Below are 18,192 nucleotides of genomic sequence, written 5' to 3' on the forward strand. Positions count from 1 at the left end.
GCTCAGCCGACCCGGACCGTCGCCTCCAGGCCGTCCTCGCTCACCGACACCAGCTCGACGCGGCTGCCGGCGAACGAGGTCGCCTGGGGGCCGGTCCGCGGGCCGCTGTGCAGCTCGGCCGTCGTGCTCTCGCCGCGGCCGGGCTCGCTCAGCAGGAACGCGAGCGTCGCCTCGCCCTGCCAGACGCAGGTCATGGTCGGACGGCACCGCGAGTCGGAGACGACCCGCAGGTAGCGGATGGTCAAGTCCTTCCCCTGGATGGCGGCCTCCTGCCCCAGGTGCAGGGTGACGTCCCCGTGCGGCGCGGTACTGACGGTCGACGGCGCCGCCGGCCGGGCCGGGACGGGCTGCCCCGAAGCCACGGAGCTCCCGGCGCCCACCGCGACGACGGCGAAGGCGAACAGTCCGGCTGCGAATCGCTGCAGGTCCATGTGCTCAGGACGGAACAGGCCCGGGAAAGGGTTGCACTACTCGTCGTCCGGGTCCGAGGGCACCGGGTCGCCGCCACGGATCATGAACAGCACCGATTCCAGCTCCTCCGGCTTGATCAGCACGTCGCGCGCCTTCGAACCCTCCGACGGGCCCACGATCCCCCGGCTCTCCAGCAGGTCCATCAGGCGGCCCGCTTTGGCGAACCCGACCCGGAGCTTGCGCTGCAGCATCGACGTCGAGCCGAACTGGGACGTCACGATCAGCTCCGCCGCCTGCAGCAGGACGTCCAGGTCGTCGCCGATGTCCGGGTCGATCTCCTTCTTCTCGCCGGCCTTCTGCGCCGTGACGCCGTCCTGGTAGTCCGGCTGCGCCTGCTCCTTGGCGTAGTTGACGACCGCGGAGATCTCCTCGTCGCCGACGAACGCGCCCTGGATGCGGACCGGCTTGCCGGCGCCCATCGGCAGGTAGAGCGCGTCGCCCATGCCGATCAGCTTCTCCGCGCCGGGCTGGTCGAGGATGACCCGCGAGTCCGTCAGCGACGACGTCGCGAACGCCAGCCGCGAGGGCACGTTCGTCTTGATCAGGCCGGTGACGACGTCGACCGACGGCCGCTGCGTCGCCAGGACCAGGTGGATGCCCGCCGCACGGGCCTTCTGGGTGATCCGGACGATCGCGTCCTCGACGTCGCGCGGCGCGGTCATCATCAGGTCGGCGAGCTCGTCGACGATCGCCATGATGTAGGGGTAGGGCCGGTACTCGCGCTCGGACCCCGGCGGCGCCGTGATCTCGCCGGACTTGACCTTCTTGTTGTAGTCGTCGATGTGCCGGACCTTGTTGACCTGCATGTCCTGGTAGCGCTGCTCCATCTCCTCCACCAGCCAGGCCAGCGCGGCGGCGGCCTTCTTCGGCTGGGTGATGATGGGCGTGATCAGGTGCGGGATGCCCTCGTACGGCGTCAGCTCGACCATCTTCGGGTCGATCAGGATCATCCGGCACTCGTCCGGCGTCGCCCGCGCGAGCAGCGACACCAGCATCGAGTTGACGAAGCTCGACTTACCGGACCCGGTCGAACCGGCGACCAGGAGGTGGGGCATCTTCGTCAGGTTCGCCGTGACGAAGTGGCCCTCGATGTCCTTGCCGAGGCCGATCACCATCGGGTGGTTGTCCTTGACCGTGGACGGCGCGCGCAGGACGTCACCCAGGCGGACCATCTCGCGGTCGGAGTTCGGCACCTCGATGCCGACGGCGGACTTGCCCGGGATCGGCGCCAGCAACCGGACGTTGTCGGTGGCCACCGCGTAGGCGATGTTCTTGGTCAGCGCGGTGATCTTCTCGACCTTGACGCCCGGGCCGAGCTCGACCTCGTACCGGGTGACCGTCGGGCCGCGCGTGAAGCCGGTGACCTGCGCGTCGACGTTGAACTGCTCCAGCACGCCGGTGATCGCCTCGATCATGGCGTCGTTGGCCTTGCTGCGGGACTTCGGCGCGTCGCCGAGCTTCAGCAGGTCGGGCGGCGGGAGCTGGTAGTCGCCTTCGACCGTGCGGGTCATCGCGAGCGGCGGTTCCGGGGCCTTCTTCGGCTTCTTCTCGGGCACCTCGACCGGCTTGGGAACAGCCTTGGGTGGCTTGATCGGCGTCGGCGCCTCGGCGAGCATGGTGTCGAGGTCGAGCTGCTCGGGGTTCGCGTCGGCGGCCTGGCGGCGCCGCGACGGCTTGCGCAGGCGCGCGGACTTCGGGTCGGCCTCGGTGACCGTCTCCTCGTCGGTGGCGAACCCGGCCTTCTGGTCCGCCTCGGCAATCTCGTCTTCGTCGAGGCCCCAGTTGCGCAGCCGGTGCGGGATCTCGCGGACCGGCGTGCCGGTGAACACGAGCACGCCGAAGACCAGCGCCAGGATGAGGATCGGCACGGCGACCCAGGTGGTGACGCCCATGGTCAGCAGGCCGCCGGAGAAGGCGCCGATGATGCCGCCGGCGTACATGCGGCCGTCGTTGGTGGCCGGGAGCGCGGTGAAGATGTGCAGCATCCCGAGCACCGACAGGACGACCATGATCGTGCCGATCACCATCCGCGGCCGGGTCTCGGGGTGCGGCTCGGACCGCATCAGCGCGACGGCCACGACGACGAGGACCAGCGGGAGCGTCACGGCTCCGGCACCGAGGACGGACCGGGCGGCGATCTCGACGCCGGCCCCGATCGGCCCGGCGGCCCGCCACCAGACCCCGACGGCCGCGACGATGGCCAGGGCCATCAGGCCCAGCGCGAGGCCGTCACGGCGGTGTTCGGCCTCGAGTTCGCGGGTGCGGCCGACCGTCCTGGCCAGCGTGCCGATGCCCTTGGCCAGCAGGTTCCAGGTGCCGCGGACGCCCTTGCCGAAGATCCCGGGCGTCTTGCGGCGCGAGCGGGGGGCCGGCTTGCGAGCGGCCGGCGTACGTGGCTTCGCAGGTGTACGCGGCTTACGCGCCGCTGCCCCCTTCGCGCCGCTTCCCGTGCTTCGCTTCCTCGTCGCCGACCCAGCCATGCCCTCAACGGTAACCGGCCGTGGCCCTTCGTCACATGCGCCACTCTCGGCGCAGGGTGAACTTCTGCCTCACCTCTGGGCACGAGCGGCCATCCGGGTGAACGGATCCGGCCAGTGCACATCCGGGTGAATCCGGCGTCTGCCATGCTCTGCCCCATGGTCGCGCTGCACTCCGACAACACCTCTCGCCGAGCCCCCGCCATCTGGCGGACCATGCTGAACATCGACCGGGGGCTGGTGAACCTCGTCGGGCGGCTCACCGTCAGCGGGCGGATCCCGGCGCAGCTGCGCGGCAAGCCGCTGCTGATGACCGCGAACCACATCGGCGTGTTCGACGCGTTCGTGCTGATGGCGGCGTGCAAGCGGATCGGCATCAACCCGCGGTTCATGCTGGCCGGCGGCATCCTCGACGCCCCGGTCATCGGCCCGGCGCTGCGGGTCAGCGGCCACCTGCGGGTCGACCGGAAGGTCGCCGCGACCGCCGTCGGGCAGTTCGCCGAGGCCGTCGAAGCGCTCAAGACCACGCGGGAGCCGATCATCGTCTACCCGGAGGGCCGGATCAGCCACGACCCGGGCCTGTGGCCGGAGCGCGGCAAGACCGGCGCGGCGCGGCTCGCGCTGGCCGCGGGCGTGCCGGTGATCCCGATCAGCCAGTGGGGCGCGCACGAGGCCGTCTACTGGGGCACCGAGACCGTCAACGGCCCGGCCGACCTGGTCCCGCTCGCCCGCTCCGGGCTCAGCGCGCCGCTGCGGCGGCCGAAGTTCCGGGTGCACTTCGGCGACCCCGTCGACCTGTCGGAGGTCGAGCCGGAGCGCCCGGGCGCCGGCGTCCGCGCGCACGCGAAGATCATGCAGGCGATCACCGACGGCCTGATCCCGCTGCGCGCGGGCGAGCTCGACCGGCCGCGCTTCCACGACCCGACCCGGCCGACCGACACCGTGAGCCCGTGGAAGCCCCGGTCCGGATCCTGAGACGCCGTCGCGGGTGCCCCTAGAGTCGGCGGACGTGAGCACACGGATACTCGTCGTCTACTACAGCTCGACCGGCAACACCGCCGCCCTCGCCGAGTCCCTCGCCGCGGGAGCCCGCGAAACCGGCGCCGACGTGCGGGTGCGGACCGTGCCGGAGACGGTGCCCGCCGAAGCCATCGCGCAGAACCGGCGCTGGCAGGCCTGGATCGACTCGGGCCCGCACCACGCTCTCGCCACGCTCGACGACCTCGTGTGGGCCGACGGGCTCGCCGTCGGCAGCCCGACCCGGTTCGGCGGACCGGCGGCCCAGCTGAAGTCCTTTTTGGACAGCACGGGCGGGTTGTGGGCGCAGGGGAAGCTGGCCGACAAGGTCGCGACGTCGTTCACGACGGCGTCCACCCGCCACGGCGGCCTGGAGTCGACGCTGCTGGCGATCAACAACGTCTTCTACCACTGGGGCGCGATCGTGGTGCCGCTCGGCTACACCGACCCGCACCTGATGGAGTCCGGCAACCCGTACGGCGGCTCGTTCGTGTCCCGCAAGTCGGCCGCGCCGGACGAGCTCGCCCTCGGCGCGCTGCGCGTCCAGGGCCGGCGGCTCGCGACGATCACGACGCACGTCGCGACCGGGCTGAAGCAGGCCGAATAACCGGAAAAACCGCTTTGGCAGTCACGGGGTGCGGCCCTAGAGTCGCGACGGTGACCACCGAGCTGCCCGTCCTCGCGCCTCCCCGGGTCGCCCACCGCGGCCGCGGGACCACGCTCGTCCTGCTCGCGGCGCTGTTCTTCAGCACGTCGGGCACGCTGGGCAAGTCCGCGATGTCGGCCGGCTTCACCCCGGAGCAGGTGGCCGCGATGCGGATCGGGCTCGCCGGGCTCGTGCTGCTCGCCGGGGTGGCGCTGGTCGCGCCGCGGAAGCTGCGGGTGCGCCGCACCGAGCTGCCGGTGCTGGCCGGCTACGGCCTGCTCGGCGTCGCCGGTGTGCAGCTGCTCTACTTCGTCGCCGCGGGCCGGATCCCGGTCGGCATCGCGATCCTGCTGGAGTTCATCTCGCCGGTGCTCATCGCGCTGTGGGTGCGGTTCGTGCGGCGGCACCGGCTGCCGCGGTCGGTGTGGGGCGGCATCGCGCTGGCCATGGTGGGCCTGTCGCTGGTCGCCCAGGTCTGGCAGGGCGTCACGCTGAACGGCGTCGGCCTGCTCGCCGGCTTCGGCGCCGCGCTGTGCTCGGCCGGGTACTTCCTGCTCGGCGAGCGCGCGGTGGCCGACATCGACCCGCTGGGCCTGGTCACCTGGGGCATGGTGATCGGCGCGGTGCTGATCAGCCTCGTCGCGCCGCCGTGGACGTGGCCGGTCGCGCTGCTGGCCGTGGACGTCGAGTTCGGCGCCTGGCACCCGCCGGTGTGGCTGCTGATGGTCCTGCTCGTCCTGATCGCGACGGTGCTCGCCTACGTCTGCGGGATCTCGTCGCTGCGGCACCTGCCCGCGTCGGTCGCGAGTGTGCTCGGGCTGGTCGAGCCGGTGATCACGACGGTCGCGGCGTGGGCGCTGATCGGCGAGGAGCTGACCTGGCCGCAGCTGCTCGGCTCGGCGGTCCTGCTGGCCGGCGCGTACCTGGTGCAGCGGAAGTCGGAGATCCTGACGAGCTGATCTCTTCACGAGCTGACGCGCGAGTGCGAGAATTCCCCACCATGACGACTCGGGGGCTGCGGCCGGAACTGCGTCAGCGGCACGTCCGGATGATCGCCCTCGGCGGCATCATCGGCGCGAGCCTGTTCATCGGCAGCGGCGCGGTGATCCACACCGTCGGGCCGGCCGCGGTGCTCTCGTACGCGTTGGGCGGGCTGCTCGTCGTGCTCGTCATGCGGATGCTCGGCGAGATGGCGACGGCGGCGCCGGCGCTCGGCTCGTTCATGGAGTACGCGCGCGACTCGCTCGGCGGCTGGGCGGGCTTCACGATCGGCTGGCTGTACTGGTACTTCTGGGTCGGCGTGGTCGCCTTCGAAGCGGTGGCCGGCGCGAAGATCCTGCAGGGCTGGATCCCCGGGGTGCCGCAATGGGTGTTCTCGCTGGCGCTGATGCTGCTGCTGACGGCGACGAACCTGGCGTCGGCGCGGTCGTTCGGCGAGACGGAGTTCTGGCTGGCGTCGATCAAGGTCGCCACCATCGTCGTGTTCCTGGTGCTGGGCCTGCTGTTCGTGCTCGGGCTCTGGCCGGGCGCGCACTTTTCGGTGGGCAACATCGCCCTCGACGGTTTCGTGCCGAACGGCGGGTTTTCGGTCGTCCACGGCGTGGTGATCGTGATCTTCTCCTACTTCGGCGCGGAGATCGTCACGATCGCGGCGGCGGAGTCGAGCGAGCCGGAGACGGCGGTCCGCAAGGCGACGTCGACGATCGTCTGGCGCGTGATCGTGTTCTACGTGGGCTCGGTGGCCCTGCTGGTGATGATCACGCCGTGGCGCGAGATCCCGAGCGAGACGAGCCCGTTCGCGGCGGCGTTCGGCCGGTTCGGCGTCCCGGCGGCGTCCACTTTGGTCAGTGCGGTGGTGCTGACGGCGGCGTTGTCGGTGCTGAATTCGGGACTGTACACGGCATCCCGGATGCTGTTCGCGCTGCGCCGCCACGGCTGGGCCCCGTCGTGGGTGGCGGACACGAACCGGCGCGGGGTGCCGTGGAAGGCGATCCTGGTGTCCACTTCGGTCGGTTACGTGGCCGTGGTGATGAGCTACGTGTCCCCGGACGAGATCTTCTACTTCATCATCAATTCGGCGGGCGCGGTGGCGTTGTTCGTGTACGCGATCATCTGCGGCTCCCAGATTCGGATGCGCCGCCATCTCGAGGCGACGGCGCCGGAGACCTTGAAGCTGCGGATGTGGGGGTATCCGTGGCTGAGCTGGCTGACGTTGGCGTTGACGCTGGTCGTGGTGGCCTCGATGCTGTTCGTGGACGAGGACACCCGGGCGCAGTTGTACCTGAGCCTGATCAGCCTGGCGGTGATCTTGGGCGTCTACTTCCTCATCCGCCGGCGATCCGGCTCAGGGCTGCGAAAAACACGTCCGTGATCTTCGCCGGGTCCGGGGCCACGAAAGCCTGGCCGCCCGTCGCCGCCGTCAGCTGGTCCAGTTCCGCCTTGTCCGCGTCCGGGCCGATGCCCACGCCGATCAGCGGGATCGGGCGGCGGGGGTCCTGGAGCTTGGCCAGCTCGCCCAGCAGGTCCTCCCGCGAGATCCCGCGGGGGTCCTCGTTGCGGCCGTCCGTCAGGACGATCACCAGGTTGAGCCGGCCCGGCTCCCACTCGTGGCGCGCCGCCCGGTACGTGTCCAGCACGCTGTCGTACAGCCCCGTTCCGCCGTCCGGCGTCGCCTTCACCTGGGCGAGCTTGTCCAGCGCGCCGCTCGCCAGGTGCTGCGACACCGGCGCCATCGGCAGCAGCTCGCGGTAGTCCTTGTCGCCGTCCAGGCGCGTCGAAAACGCCAGCATCCGCAGCTGGGTCGTGGGCTTGAACAGGTGCAACGCCTTCGCCGTCGCCTGCATCGACAGCTGCATCCGGTTCAGCCCGGTCCCCGGCACCTGCGCGTTCATCGAACCCGAAACGTCGACGAGCACCTGCACCCGCGCGCTCAGGTTGATCCCGGCCCACTGGTTGAGCAGCTCGTCGACGGACGCGGCGGGCGGCAGGTTCGCGGCCCGGAAACCGGCCGTCGACACGTGCGGGTCGTCGGCGTGCTCGCGCAGCGCCTGCCCGCCCGCCGCGCGCAGGCCCGTCTTCGCGATGGCCTCCGCGCCCGCGTCGCCCAGTACCGCTTCCCGCAGCGCGTCGACGATCGGCCGCTGCTGCGGCGTGATCCCGCCCAGCTCGGCGAACGGAAAGTCCAAGGTGGGCACCGCGTTCGAGTACACGGCGACGAGCGGCGACGACGCGTCCTCGATGTTGTGGCGCAGCAAGGAGTTCTCCGACGCGGGGAACATCGTCACCGCGGCCGTGCCGCCGGTGCCGCCCGACCCCGGCAGCCGCGCGATCAGGTCCGCCTCCCCGCCGAGCGTGTTGGCGGCGAACCGCCGCAGCAACGCGACGTACGCGCCCGCCGGCTCGGGCGCCGTTTTCACGCTCTCCCGCAACCCTAGCAACGCCACCGCGCCGACCGAGTCCCGCGCCGGGTCGGACATCCCCGGGACGGCGCCCCGCGCGCCCAGGACCTCCGCCCAGGTGGGCACGTGCTCGGGCCAGCCGATCCCCTTGGCGACGTCCTCGGCGACGGCCAGCACGACCGGCGAGCTGGCCACCGAAGCCCCGGATTCGGGGACGTCGGCGGCGCCGAACTGGTGGGCGCGGCGCAGCGCGAGGGTCGAGTCCGGCACCCACACCTGCGGCCGCGGGCTGCCATCGGACAGCGCGAGCTGCTCGGCCGTGGCGGCCGCCTCCTTGGTCTGGACCTCGACGCCCCCGCACGAAATGCCGAGACCGCGCGCGACGAGCGAGAGCGCGGGCGCGATGTCGGCGGACGCGGCGACGAGGACCTTGACCGGCTGCTCGCACGTCGGCCGGGACCGCACCGCCGAGACGGTGACCCAGGCCGCCGCCCCGAGGACGACCACGAGCGAAGTCGCGAGGACGGGCACGAGCAGCCGGCGTCGTCCGTCCGGCGAGTGACGTCCCATCGGCGCGGCCTCTCTTCGGCGAGGCGAGGGTGGGGATCAAGGTTAGCGCCCGGCAAACCACCGGCTCGTGGTCCAGACGGCCTAACAGAGGCCCTCATACCCGGGAGGGATGCGGTCCTGTCCCGAAGTGGGATGTCCCGGCCCGGCCCGCGCGCGACACTGGGGGCCTGACCGCTTGGGGGTACGCATGAAACCGACACGAACCGACCAGCGCCGGGCGCGCCGCGCCCTGCTCCGCCAGACCGCCACCGTGGGACTCGCCCTGTTCGTCAGCAAGCTGATGCGCTGAAGGCCACCATCAGGGCACTGGATGCCCTGATGGTGGCCTTCAGAGGCGGGGCTAGACCGGGATGACCGTCGGGACGATCATCGGGCGGCGGCGGTAGGTGTCGGCGACCCAGCGGCCGACCACCCGGCGGACCGCCTGGGCGATCCGGTGGGTGTCGGTGATGCCTTCGGCCTCCGTGCGCGCCAGCTCCATCTCCACCAGCGGCACCACGGCGTCGAGCGCCTTCGGGTCGTCGGAGAAGCCGCGGCCGGACACCGTCGGGGCGCTGACCGGGCGCCCGGTGGCGGATTCGATCGCGACGCTGATCGAGATGAACCCGCCCTCGCCGAGGACCAACCGGTCGGACAAGGTCGACTCGCCGACGTCGCCGACCGAGAGGCCGTCGACGTAGACGTGCCCGACCTCGACGCGGCCGGTGCGGGACGCCTTGCCGTCGACCAGGTCGACGACCACGCCGTCTTCGGCGATCACCACGTTGTCCGCCGCGACGCCGGTGCGGATCGCCAGCTCGGCGTTGGCCTTCAGGTGCTTCCACTCGCCGTGGACCGGCATGACGTTGCTCGGGCGCACCGCGTTGTACAGGTAGAGCAGCTCCCCCGCCGACGCGTGGCCGGACACGTGCACCTTCGCGTTGCCCTGGTGGACGACGTTCGCGCCGAGCCGGGTCAGGCCGTTGACGACGCCGAACACCGCGGTCTCGTTGCCCGGGATCATCGAGCTGGCCAGCACGACGGTGTCGCCCGCGCGGATCGAGATCTGCCGGTGCTCACCACGCGCCATCCGCGACAGCGCCGAGAGCGGCTCGCCCTGCGAACCCGTCGAGACGAACAGGACCTTGCTCTCCGGCAGGCCACTCGCCTGGTCGAGGTCGACCAGCAGGCCGTCCGGCACGTTGAGCAGGCCCAGCTCGGCCGCGATCCCCATGTTGCGGACCATCGACCGGCCGACGAACGCGATCCGGCGGCCGTGCCGCTGGGCGGCGTCGAGGACCTGCTGGACGCGGTGGACGTGGCTGGCGAAGCAGGCCACGATCACGCGCTGATCGACCCGGCGGATGACGTCGTCGAGGACCGGGCCGATGTCGCGCTCGGGCATGACGAACCCGGGCACCTCGGCGTTGGTCGAGTCGACGCAGAACAGGTCGACACCCTCGTCGCCGAGCCGGGAGAAGCCGGCCAGGTCGGTGAGGCGCCCGTCCAGCGGGAGCTGGTCGAGCTTGATGTCGCCGGTGTGCAGCACCACGCCCGCCGGGGTGCGGATGGCCACGGCCAGCGCGTCCGGGATGGAGTGGTTGACCGCGAAGAACTCGAGGTTGAACACCCCGACGTCGCGGCGCTCGCCCTCGCGGACCTGGATCAGCTTGGGCCGCTGCCGGTGCTCCTTGGCCTTCGCCGCGAGCAGGGCGTTGGTGAACTTCGAGCCGTAGATCGGCAGGTCCGGCCGCAGGCGCAGGAGGAACGGGACGGCACCGATGTGGTCTTCGTGCCCGTGGGTGAGCACCAGGCCTTCGATGTCGTCGAGGCGGTCCTCGATCGCGCGGAAGTCGGGCAGGATCAGGTCGACGCCGGGCTGGTCGTCTTCGGGGAAGAGCACCCCGCAGTCGACGATGAGCAGCCGGCCGGCGTACTCGAAGACGGTCATGTTGCGCCCGACCTCGCCGATACCGCCCAGCGCGACGACGCGCAGGGCCCCGGCGGGCAGTTCGGGCGGGGCGTTGGTGGGGCCTGGACCTGGGGGAAGTGAGCTCACCGAGGCAGGGTCCCAACGCTGGTGTGCGAGGTCGGCGCCACGTAGGCGGCCCTCGAATCTGCTTGTGCCACCCGCTCACCATGCCAGTCCCGGGCCGCCGTGTCGCCCAGCGGCACGCCGCCCTGCCCGAGATCACCGGCGATCAGGGCTGTTTGCTCGGCCGTCGGCGCCACGATCGGGAGCCGCGGCTCGCCGGCGTCGAAGCCGCGCAGCCGCAGCGCCGCCTTGCTGAACGCGACCCCGCCGACCCGCGACATCGCGCGCAAAACCGGCAGCATGCCGCGGTGGTTGGTGCGCGCGGTGGACGTGTCGCCGTTCTCGTAGGCGTCGATCATCGCGCGGATCCGGCCCGCGACGACGTGACCGATCACACTCACCACGCCGGTGCCGCCGACGGAGATCCAGGGCAGGTTCAGGCCGTCGTCGCCCGAGTAGTAAGCGAGGTGGGTGTTGGCGATGACCTCGGAGCCGGCGATCAGGTCGCCCTTGGCGTCCTTGACCGCGAGGATCCGTGGGTGCTCGGCCAGCCGCAGCAGCGTGTCGACCTCGATCGGCACGACCGAGCGCGGCGGGATGTCGTAGAGCATCACCGGCAGCCCGGTGCTGTCGGCGACCGTCGTGAAGTGCGCGTGCAGGCCGGCCTGGCTCGGCCGCGAGTAATACGGGGTGACGACCAGCAGGCCGTGCGCGCCGGCCGCTTCGGCCTGCTTCGCCTGCTCGACGCTGTGCGCCGTGTTGTTGGTGCCCGCGCCGGCCACGACGGTCGCGCGGTCGCCGACGGCCTCGACCACGGCGCGGATGAGCTCCTGCTTCTCCGCGTCGCTCGTGGTCGGGCTCTCGCCGGTGGTGCCGTTGATGACGAGGCCGTCGTTCCCCAGCTCCACGAGGTGCTCGGCCAGCTCCTGCGCCCGCTTCAGGTCCAGCGCGCCTTCGGCGTCGAAGGGGGTGACCATCGCGGTGAGCACGCGCCCGAAGGGCCTTCCGGGCGCTGCGGTAGGTGGGTTGGACATGCTGAGACGGTACCCCGTGGCACCGACGAAAACCGCGCCGACCTGGTCACGTCCGGCGAAGTGCGGAGGATTTCCGGAGTGCGGCCGCTCGTCGCGGAACTTCTACTTGACCTTGGTCACGATCGGCGCGGTGATCGGACCGCCGTCGGCACGGGCGAGCAGGCAGTAGAAGTCGCGGGCGGGCTCGTCGCTGCTCGTCGCCGGCAGGCTCTGCCATTGCGCCTGGGTCGGCACGAGCGCGCGGAAGGTGAGGTCCTGCCGCTTGGCTTCGGGCACGATCGACGAGCGGAACGCGGTCGCACACGCCGCCTCGGCACTCGCCGTCACCGCGGCCAGCCCCGGGTAGTCCGCCACCCTGGCGTCGTCGGAGTTCCAGTTCTCGACCGACAGCAGGCCGCCGATCTCGTAGACCTCCAGCAGGTGGCTCGAGGTGCAGTCGCCCTTGTTCTCCTTCTCGCTGATGATCGCGCCATCCTGCACCGGGGTGTTGAAGCACCGGTAGTAGCTGCCGATGTCCGCGCGCACCTGGCCGCCGAGGCCGTAGGTCATGGTCGGCAGCTTCTGGGCGTCCGGAGTGGGTGTCTCGTAGGCCTTGCCCGCGAAGAACCCGCCGACCAGGGCGCCGACGACGAGCACCGCGGCGAGCGAGATCCACAGCGCGCGGAGGTTCTTCTTCGGCGGCTGCGGCGCGACCCGGGTCATGGGCTGGACCATCGCCGTGCCGTTCGGCGGCGTCGGCCGGACGCCCTGCGCCGTGGTCAGCAGGTTCTGCGCCTGGGCGGCGGTGAGGCGCGCGTCGGGGTTGGCGACCAGCAGGCCGAGGATGGCCGCGGCGATCGGGCCCTGGCCGCGGGTCAGGTACGGGATCTCGGTCATGATCGCGTGCAGCGTCGCGGCGGTGGTCGCGCGCTCGAACGGGATCGAGCCTTCGACGGCGAAGAACAGCGTCGCGCCGAGGGACCACAGGTCGGACGCGGGCAGCGCTTCACGGCCTTCGACGCGCTCCGGCGCCATGAACGCGGGCGAGCCGACGATCATGCCGCTGGTGGTCAGGCGCGGGTCGTCGATGGCGTGGGCGATGCCGAAGTCGGTGAGCTTCACGCGGCCGTCCGGCGCGACGAGGATGTTCGCCGGCTTCACGTCGCGGTGCACGATCCCGGCCGCGTGGGCGGCCTGCAGCGCGGCGAGGACCCGCTCCCCCAGCTGCGCGGCCTGCGCGGCGGGCATCGGGCCGCGCTGGCGTACCAGGTCCGCCAGCGACGGCGCCTCGACGAGCTCCATCACGATGAACGTGGTGCCGCCGTCGGTGACGACGTCGTAGACGGTGACGACGGCGGGGTCGTTGAGCCGCCCGCCGGTGCGCACCTCGCGCAGGGCGCGCTCGGAGAAGACGGCGGCGGACTCGGCGTCGGGCAGCCGCAGTTCCTTGACGGCGACCTGCCGGCCGATGACCTGGTCCTGCGCCCGCCACACGACGCCCATGCCGCCCCGGCCGAGTTCGCCGAGGAGCGCATAACGGCCGGCGACAACCCGCTGACCAGGCGTGACGGGCGCCTGCGGTGGGTACGGCCGGGTCTGTTCGTCGGTCACGGTGCTCCTTTTGGCGGCGGTCGCGCAGATGCTAGTCGGACCGTTCCGGAGCGTTCGAGGTTCCGCCGAATTCGTGACCGACGGGGTACAGCGGGGCTCAGCGCGGTGACTTGTACGCCTCGCCGCGGTACGGGATCCACCGGTAGCCCGGGGCGAAGTCGCTGAACGCGTTGCGCTTGCCGGTCGCGGCCCAGATGTCTTCGCTGACGACGAGACCGGGGAAGCGCGTCAGGTCGTTCTCGGCCATCAGCTCGTCGTACGTGCGGAACTCGTCGGTCTCGACCCCGGCGAGCGCGTAGCGGTAGACCGGCGGCGCCGTGCGGAGCATCCAGTAGAGCCGGCGCCCGGCGGCGGTGAACGCCGTCGCGTCCTCGGCGGACTCGATTCCCTTCTCGCCGAGGCCTTCGGGCGTGACTCCGCACCACCAGCCGTTGCCGCCGTCGGAGAAGATGCGGGAAGACCAGCCCTGGAAGTGGCGCGCGAGGTCCCGGGCGTGGGTCTCCCGCCCACCGCATTCGGCGTTGAGGGCGAAGATCCAGGCCATGGTGGAGGGTCTCCCTGCTCGTGGCTCAACCGGTGAAGGTGAGGTAGATCAGCACCAGGTTGAGCGCGATGATCACCACCGCGATCAGTGCGGCCGCGATGGTCGTCAGCCTGCGGTTGGCGTCCGCCCCCATCAGATCACGGTCGGCCGTCAGCCGGATCAGGGGCACCAGCGCGAAGGGAATCCCGAACGACAGCACGACCTGCGAGACGACCAGCGCCGCGCTCGGGTCGGCGCCGAGCGCGAGGACCACGATCGCCGGGGTGAGGGTCACGAGACGGCGCAGGACCAGCGGGATCCGCTTGTGCAGCAGGCCTTGCATGATCATGGCGCCCGCGTACGCGCCCACCGACGTCGACGCCAGGCCTGACGCCAGCAGGCCGATCGCGAACATCAGCGCGACGCCCGGGCCGAGGGCCACCGCGACCGCGGCGTGCGCGCCCTCGATACTGTCGACGCCCGTCTGGCCCTGCAGGTTCGTCGCGGCGAGCAGCAGCATGCCGAGGTTGACCGCGCCGGCCAGCAGCATCGCGAGGCCGACGTCGGCGCGGGTGGCGCGCAGCAGGCGGCGGCGGGTGGTGACGTCCGGGAGGCCGTGGCGATCGCGGACCAGGCCGGAGTGCAGGTAGACAGCGTGCGGCATGACGGTCGCGCCCAGCATCGCGGCGGCGATGAGGATGCTGCCGGTGCCGTCGAACTTCGGCACCAGCCCGCCGAGCGTGCCCGAGACCGACGGCGACTCGACGAACAGGCTGGCCAAGAACCCGACCGCGATGACCAGCAGCAGGCCGGTGACCACGCGCTCGAACGTGCGCTGGCCGCCGCGGTCCTGGACCGCCAGCAGCGTCAGCGAAACCGCGCCGGTGACCAGGCCGCCGACGACCAGCGGCAGGTCGAACAGCAGGTAGAGCGCGATGGCGCCGCCGACGACCTCCGCAAGGTCGGTGGCGATGGCGACGACCTCCGCCTGCAGCCAGTACGCCAGCCGCGCGGGCCGCGAAAGCCGGGTGCGCAGGGCTTCCGGCAGCGACATCCCGCTGACCAGGCCGAGCTTCGCCGACAGGTACTGCACGAGCACGGCCATCAGGTTCGCCGCGACGATGACCCAGACCAGCAGGTAGCCGTAGCGGGCGCCGGCGCTGATGTTGGACGCGACGTTGCCGGGGTCGACGTAGGCGATCGCGGCCACGAACGCCGGGCCCAGCAGGGCCGACCCGGTACGCAGGCGCGACGCGAGTCTCGGCCGGACCGCCTCGGTGACCGCCATGGCGCCTGCCTCTCAACCGGGTGTCGGGGATCCCAAATCGAAGTTTAGGCGTGCCGAACTTTCGATTTCAAGGGTGATGGCTCCCACCCTCGTGCCGGGAGTACCCGTGAATCGCCCGCCGAAAAGCCGTCAGGGGTGCGCGATCTCGTGACCGGACTCGCGCAGCGCCTTGACGGCGTGCCCGAGATCGGTGGCGCGGACCAGGATGTGGTCGGTGTCGAACGTGGACATCGAGAACAGCGCGACGCCGGCCGCGGCCAGCTCCGAGGCCAGCGCGGCGATGATGCCGGTGAGCGTGAACTCGAGCGGCCCGCGGACCGAGAGCAGCCGCCAGCCGTCCTCGGACGCCGTGCCGCCGGACGGTTCGCGCCCGGCCGGGCAGATGATGGACAGCTCCTCGGGCGTCCGGGTCACCGAGACGAACGCGGGCTCGCCGGGGGCGAGGAGCTCGGCGGGCACCGGGGCGTCCGGGGGCAGCCGGACGACGGCGTACTCGCCGGGACGGACATCGATCGCAAGACGCTTCATCAGCCTTCGAACACCTTCGGGCTCGTAGCGATCTCGGTGCCGTCCGGCAGCGTCGAGATGGTGAAGTCGGCGAACACGTTCGCCGCGGCTTTCTGCAGGTGCCGCAAGCACTCCACGGCCAGTTCGCGGATCTCGACGTCGGCGTGCTCGGTGGCGCGCATGGCGACGAAGTGGCGCCAGGCCCGGTAGTTCCCGGTGACGACGATGCGGGTCTCGGTCGCGTTCGGCAGCACGGCCCGCGCGGCCTGGCGGGCCTGCTTGCGCCGCAGCGTCGCGCTCGGGACGTCGGCGAACTTCTCCTCGAGACCGGCGAGGAGCTCGGTGTAGGCGTCGACGCTCGCCTGGGCCGCGGCGAGGAACTTCTCGTGCAGCACGGGATCGTTCGCGATGACGTCCGGCTCGACGATCTCGGCGTCGCGCTCGGGCACGTACCGCTGGGAGAGCTGCGAGTAGGAGAAGTGGCGGTGCCGGATCAGCTCGTGGGTCAGGGACCGCGAGATGCCGGTGATGTAGAAGGTCACCGATCCGTGCTCCAGCACCGAAAGGTGGCCGACGTCGATGATGTGCTCGAGGTAGCCGGCGTTGGTCGCGGTGGCCGGGTTCGGCTTCTTCCACGACTGGTAGCAGGCGCGGCCGGCGAACTCCGCGAGCGCCTCGCCGCCGTCCGCGTCGGTCGTCCAGGGGACGTCCGCGGGCGGGAAGAACTCCGTCTTGGCGATCAGCTGCACCCTCGGTGACACGGTTTCGGCCACGTCCGCACTCCTTCCGCAGGCTCCCCCGGCAGCCTAACCGCGTGCGGGCGCCCACTCCCGGGGGACACGTGACAGCACGGTCTCCTTGACTGACACCACGGATGACGTCATAGTGGTGTCATGGACCTGACGCCGTACATCGCCAACCTTCGCGAGGACCTCGCGAACACGGCTGCCGCCGGGGACGAGCAGACCCGGCGGGCGGCCGCGCTGCTGTCCTCCGCGCTCGAACCCGCCGTCCGCCTGACGCTGATGAACGCCCTCGCCGACCTCGCTGCCGAGGTCACGGCCGCTTTGCCGGGCCAGGTGGTCGACGTGCGGCTGGACGGCCGGGACGTCCGCGTGGTCGTCACCGGAGCCGCCGAAGAGGCGCCGCCGCGTGCGACACCACGTGACACCACTCCACCACCACCGGTCGACGGCGGTGACATCTCGCGCATCACGCTGCGCCTGGTCGAGCAGATCAAGGGGCAGGCCGAGCGCGCGGCGCAGGCACAGGGTGTCTCGCTGAACACGTTCGTCTCCCAGGCGGTGCAGGGGGCGCTCGGGCACGGCTCGTTCGGCGGGGGCACCAAGCACCACGGCAAGGGCGAGCGGCCCGGGTCGCACCTGCACGGCTGGGTCGAAGGCTGAGGGGATCGAAGATGAGTGACGAAGAGACGACACCGGCCGAAGAAACGGTCACGCCCGCTGCTCCGGCCGAGGAGCCCACGGCTCAGGCTGAGGAGCCCACGGCTCCGAACGACGAGCTGGTCCGGATCGACGAGTTCGAAACCGACGTCCCGCTGGAGCTCGACATCGGCGTGACGATCGGGCGCGTCGAGGTCGTCCTCGAAGGCGACTCCGGCGCCCGTGTCGAGCTGCGGCACGACCGGGGTGAGCAGCAGCCGTGGGTCGCGGGGGTCAACAGCCTGCTGTCCTGGGTCGGCGAGCGCTTCGGCGACCAGCTCGGCGTCGACCCGTCGGGGACCAACCCGGCCGAGGCGGTGCGGCAGAGCCGGATCGAGAAGCTCGGCAACCGCCTGGTCGTCCAGGCTCCGAAGGCGTGGCAGCTGCGCAACGTCGCGCTGTCGGTGATCGTGCGCGCCCCGGCGGGTTCGCACGTCGAGGTGCGGGCCGGCGCGGCGGACGTCACGGTGACCGGCTCGGCCGGCCGCGTCGACCTGCTGACCGGCTCCGGCGAGGTCAAGCTCGACCGGGCCGACGGCTCGGCGACGGTCCGCACGGGCAGCGGCGGCATCAAGCTCGGCCCGACGCTCGGCGGGCTGCAGCTGCGCAGCGGCAGCGGCCACGTCGAGGCGTCGTCGATCGCCGGCTCCGCGACCCTGGCCACCGGCACCGGCGACGTCTGGCTGGGCGCGGTGTCGGGCGAGGTGATGGCCCGCACGGGCAGCGGCGACCTGTCGGTGGCCGACGCGGCCTCGGGCACGCTCGACCTGATCACCGGCTCCGGCGAGGTCCGCATCGGCATCCGGGGAGGAACGGCGGCGGAGGTCGACCTGACGTCCAGTGGAGGCAAGGTGTCCAGCGAGCTGGACATCGCCGACAGCGCTCCCTCGGGTGGCGTGAAGCTGAAGGTGCGGGCCCGCACGGGCTCCGGCAACGCCGTGGTGACGCGCGCGGCCGGCTGATGAAAGGGGTCGGTCCCGGTGGGGGCCGGGACCCGACCCGCACGACCGGGCGACTCCCGCGGCTGCCCGGTCGAAGGGGGTGACGGGCCGTTCCCGGCGGGGTCTCCGGGAACGGCCCGTTTCTTGTGCGTGCCCGCGGTCCCGGTGGGGGTTCCGGCCGGTCCGGGCTCGAGCGCCCCAATGTGGCGTTGGGTGCGTCCCGCGCACCCAACGCCACATTGGGTGCGTCCAGCGCACCCAACGCCACATTGGG

General features: G+C 71.6%; 16 protein-coding genes. 6 read left to right on the top strand and 10 right to left on the bottom strand.

What is annotated here, in order from left to right:
• Window positions 1–2 precede the first annotated feature (2 nt).
• Together ACZ4TR_RS15585 and ACZ4TR_RS15590 are read right to left on the bottom strand one after the other, a co-directional pair.
• A complete protein-coding gene (locus ACZ4TR_RS15585; protein ID WP_465287670.1) occupies window positions 3–431 on the bottom strand; it encodes a hypothetical protein in 429 nt (142 codons plus the stop codon).
• A gap of 36 nt (window positions 432–467) precedes the next feature.
• A complete protein-coding gene (locus tag ACZ4TR_RS15590) occupies window positions 468–2,951 on the bottom strand; it encodes a DNA translocase FtsK (RefSeq protein WP_465287671.1) in 2,484 nt (827 codons plus the stop codon).
• A 156-nt stretch (window positions 2,952–3,107) separates the two neighbouring features.
• Between ACZ4TR_RS15590 and ACZ4TR_RS15595 the strand changes: the two genes are divergently transcribed.
• The 4 genes from ACZ4TR_RS15595 to ACZ4TR_RS15610 are packed head-to-tail and all read left to right on the top strand — an operon-like array spanning window position 3,108 to window position 6,982.
• Window positions 3,108–3,923, top strand: coding sequence for a lysophospholipid acyltransferase family protein (locus ACZ4TR_RS15595; RefSeq protein WP_465287672.1), 816 nt, complete (start codon window positions 3,108–3,110; stop codon window positions 3,921–3,923).
• Between the two features lie 34 nt (window positions 3,924–3,957).
• Window positions 3,958–4,572, top strand: a complete 615-nt coding sequence (gene wrbA, locus ACZ4TR_RS15600) for an NAD(P)H:quinone oxidoreductase (RefSeq protein WP_465287673.1) — start codon at window positions 3,958–3,960, stop codon at window positions 4,570–4,572.
• A 50-nt stretch (window positions 4,573–4,622) separates the two neighbouring features.
• Entirely contained in the window at window positions 4,623–5,570 is a 948-nt protein-coding gene (locus ACZ4TR_RS15605; protein ID WP_465287674.1) for an EamA family transporter, read from the top strand.
• Window positions 5,571–5,611: 41 nt separating this feature from the next.
• Window positions 5,612–6,982: an amino acid permease gene (locus ACZ4TR_RS15610; protein WP_465287675.1), complete on the top strand. Its 1,371-nt coding sequence runs from the start codon at window positions 5,612–5,614 to the stop codon at window positions 6,980–6,982.
• Here ACZ4TR_RS15610 and ACZ4TR_RS15615 read toward each other — a convergent pair.
• The 8 genes from ACZ4TR_RS15615 to thyX all read right to left on the bottom strand — a co-directional run bounded on the left by ACZ4TR_RS15615 (window position 6,936) and on the right by thyX (window position 16,308).
• Entirely contained in the window at window positions 6,936–8,579 is a 1,644-nt protein-coding gene (locus ACZ4TR_RS15615) for a VWA domain-containing protein (RefSeq protein WP_465287676.1), read from the bottom strand. The two genes, ACZ4TR_RS15610 and ACZ4TR_RS15615, sit on opposite strands and share 47 nt — an antisense overlap.
• Before the next feature lie 340 nt (window positions 8,580–8,919).
• Window positions 8,920–10,617 carry a ribonuclease J gene (locus tag ACZ4TR_RS15620; protein WP_465287677.1) on the bottom strand — a complete coding sequence of 566 codons (1,698 nt, stop codon included), beginning with the start codon at window positions 10,615–10,617 and terminating at the stop codon, window positions 8,920–8,922.
• Window positions 10,614–11,627, bottom strand: a complete 1,014-nt coding sequence (gene dapA / locus ACZ4TR_RS15625) for a 4-hydroxy-tetrahydrodipicolinate synthase (protein ID WP_465287678.1) — start codon at window positions 11,625–11,627, stop codon at window positions 10,614–10,616. Before dapA ends, ACZ4TR_RS15620 begins: the two co-directional genes overlap by 4 nt.
• A gap of 102 nt (window positions 11,628–11,729) precedes the next feature.
• On the bottom strand, window positions 11,730–13,217 hold the full coding sequence (locus ACZ4TR_RS15630; protein WP_465287679.1) for a serine/threonine-protein kinase: 1,488 nt from the start codon (window positions 13,215–13,217) through the stop codon (window positions 11,730–11,732).
• A gap of 97 nt (window positions 13,218–13,314) precedes the next feature.
• Complete coding sequence (locus tag ACZ4TR_RS15635) at window positions 13,315–13,761, bottom strand: hypothetical protein (protein ID WP_364527281.1); 447 nt, start codon at window positions 13,759–13,761, stop codon at window positions 13,315–13,317.
• A 25-nt stretch (window positions 13,762–13,786) separates the two neighbouring features.
• Window positions 13,787–15,028, bottom strand: coding sequence for an Nramp family divalent metal transporter (locus ACZ4TR_RS15640; RefSeq protein ID WP_364527279.1), 1,242 nt, complete (start codon window positions 15,026–15,028; stop codon window positions 13,787–13,789).
• A gap of 129 nt (window positions 15,029–15,157) precedes the next feature.
• Complete coding sequence (locus ACZ4TR_RS15645; RefSeq protein ID WP_465287680.1) at window positions 15,158–15,556, bottom strand: ACT domain-containing protein; 399 nt, start codon at window positions 15,554–15,556, stop codon at window positions 15,158–15,160.
• Window positions 15,556–16,308: an FAD-dependent thymidylate synthase gene (gene thyX, locus ACZ4TR_RS15650; RefSeq protein WP_364527273.1), complete on the bottom strand. Its 753-nt coding sequence runs from the start codon at window positions 16,306–16,308 to the stop codon at window positions 15,556–15,558. The genes ACZ4TR_RS15645 and thyX overlap by 1 nt, the downstream gene beginning before the upstream one ends.
• 120 nt (window positions 16,309–16,428) lie before the next feature.
• On the opposite strand from thyX, the gene ACZ4TR_RS15655 reads away from it, so the two are divergent.
• Entirely contained in the window at window positions 16,429–16,941 is a 513-nt protein-coding gene (locus ACZ4TR_RS15655; protein WP_465287681.1) for a toxin-antitoxin system HicB family antitoxin, read from the top strand.
• Window positions 16,942–16,952: 11 nt separating this feature from the next.
• Window positions 16,953–17,939, top strand: a complete 987-nt coding sequence (locus ACZ4TR_RS15660) for a DUF4097 family beta strand repeat-containing protein (protein ID WP_465287682.1) — start codon at window positions 16,953–16,955, stop codon at window positions 17,937–17,939.
• Window positions 17,940–18,192: the final 253 nt, after the last annotated feature.

Source organism: Amycolatopsis sp. NPDC028719 (genome assembly GCF_055565395.1).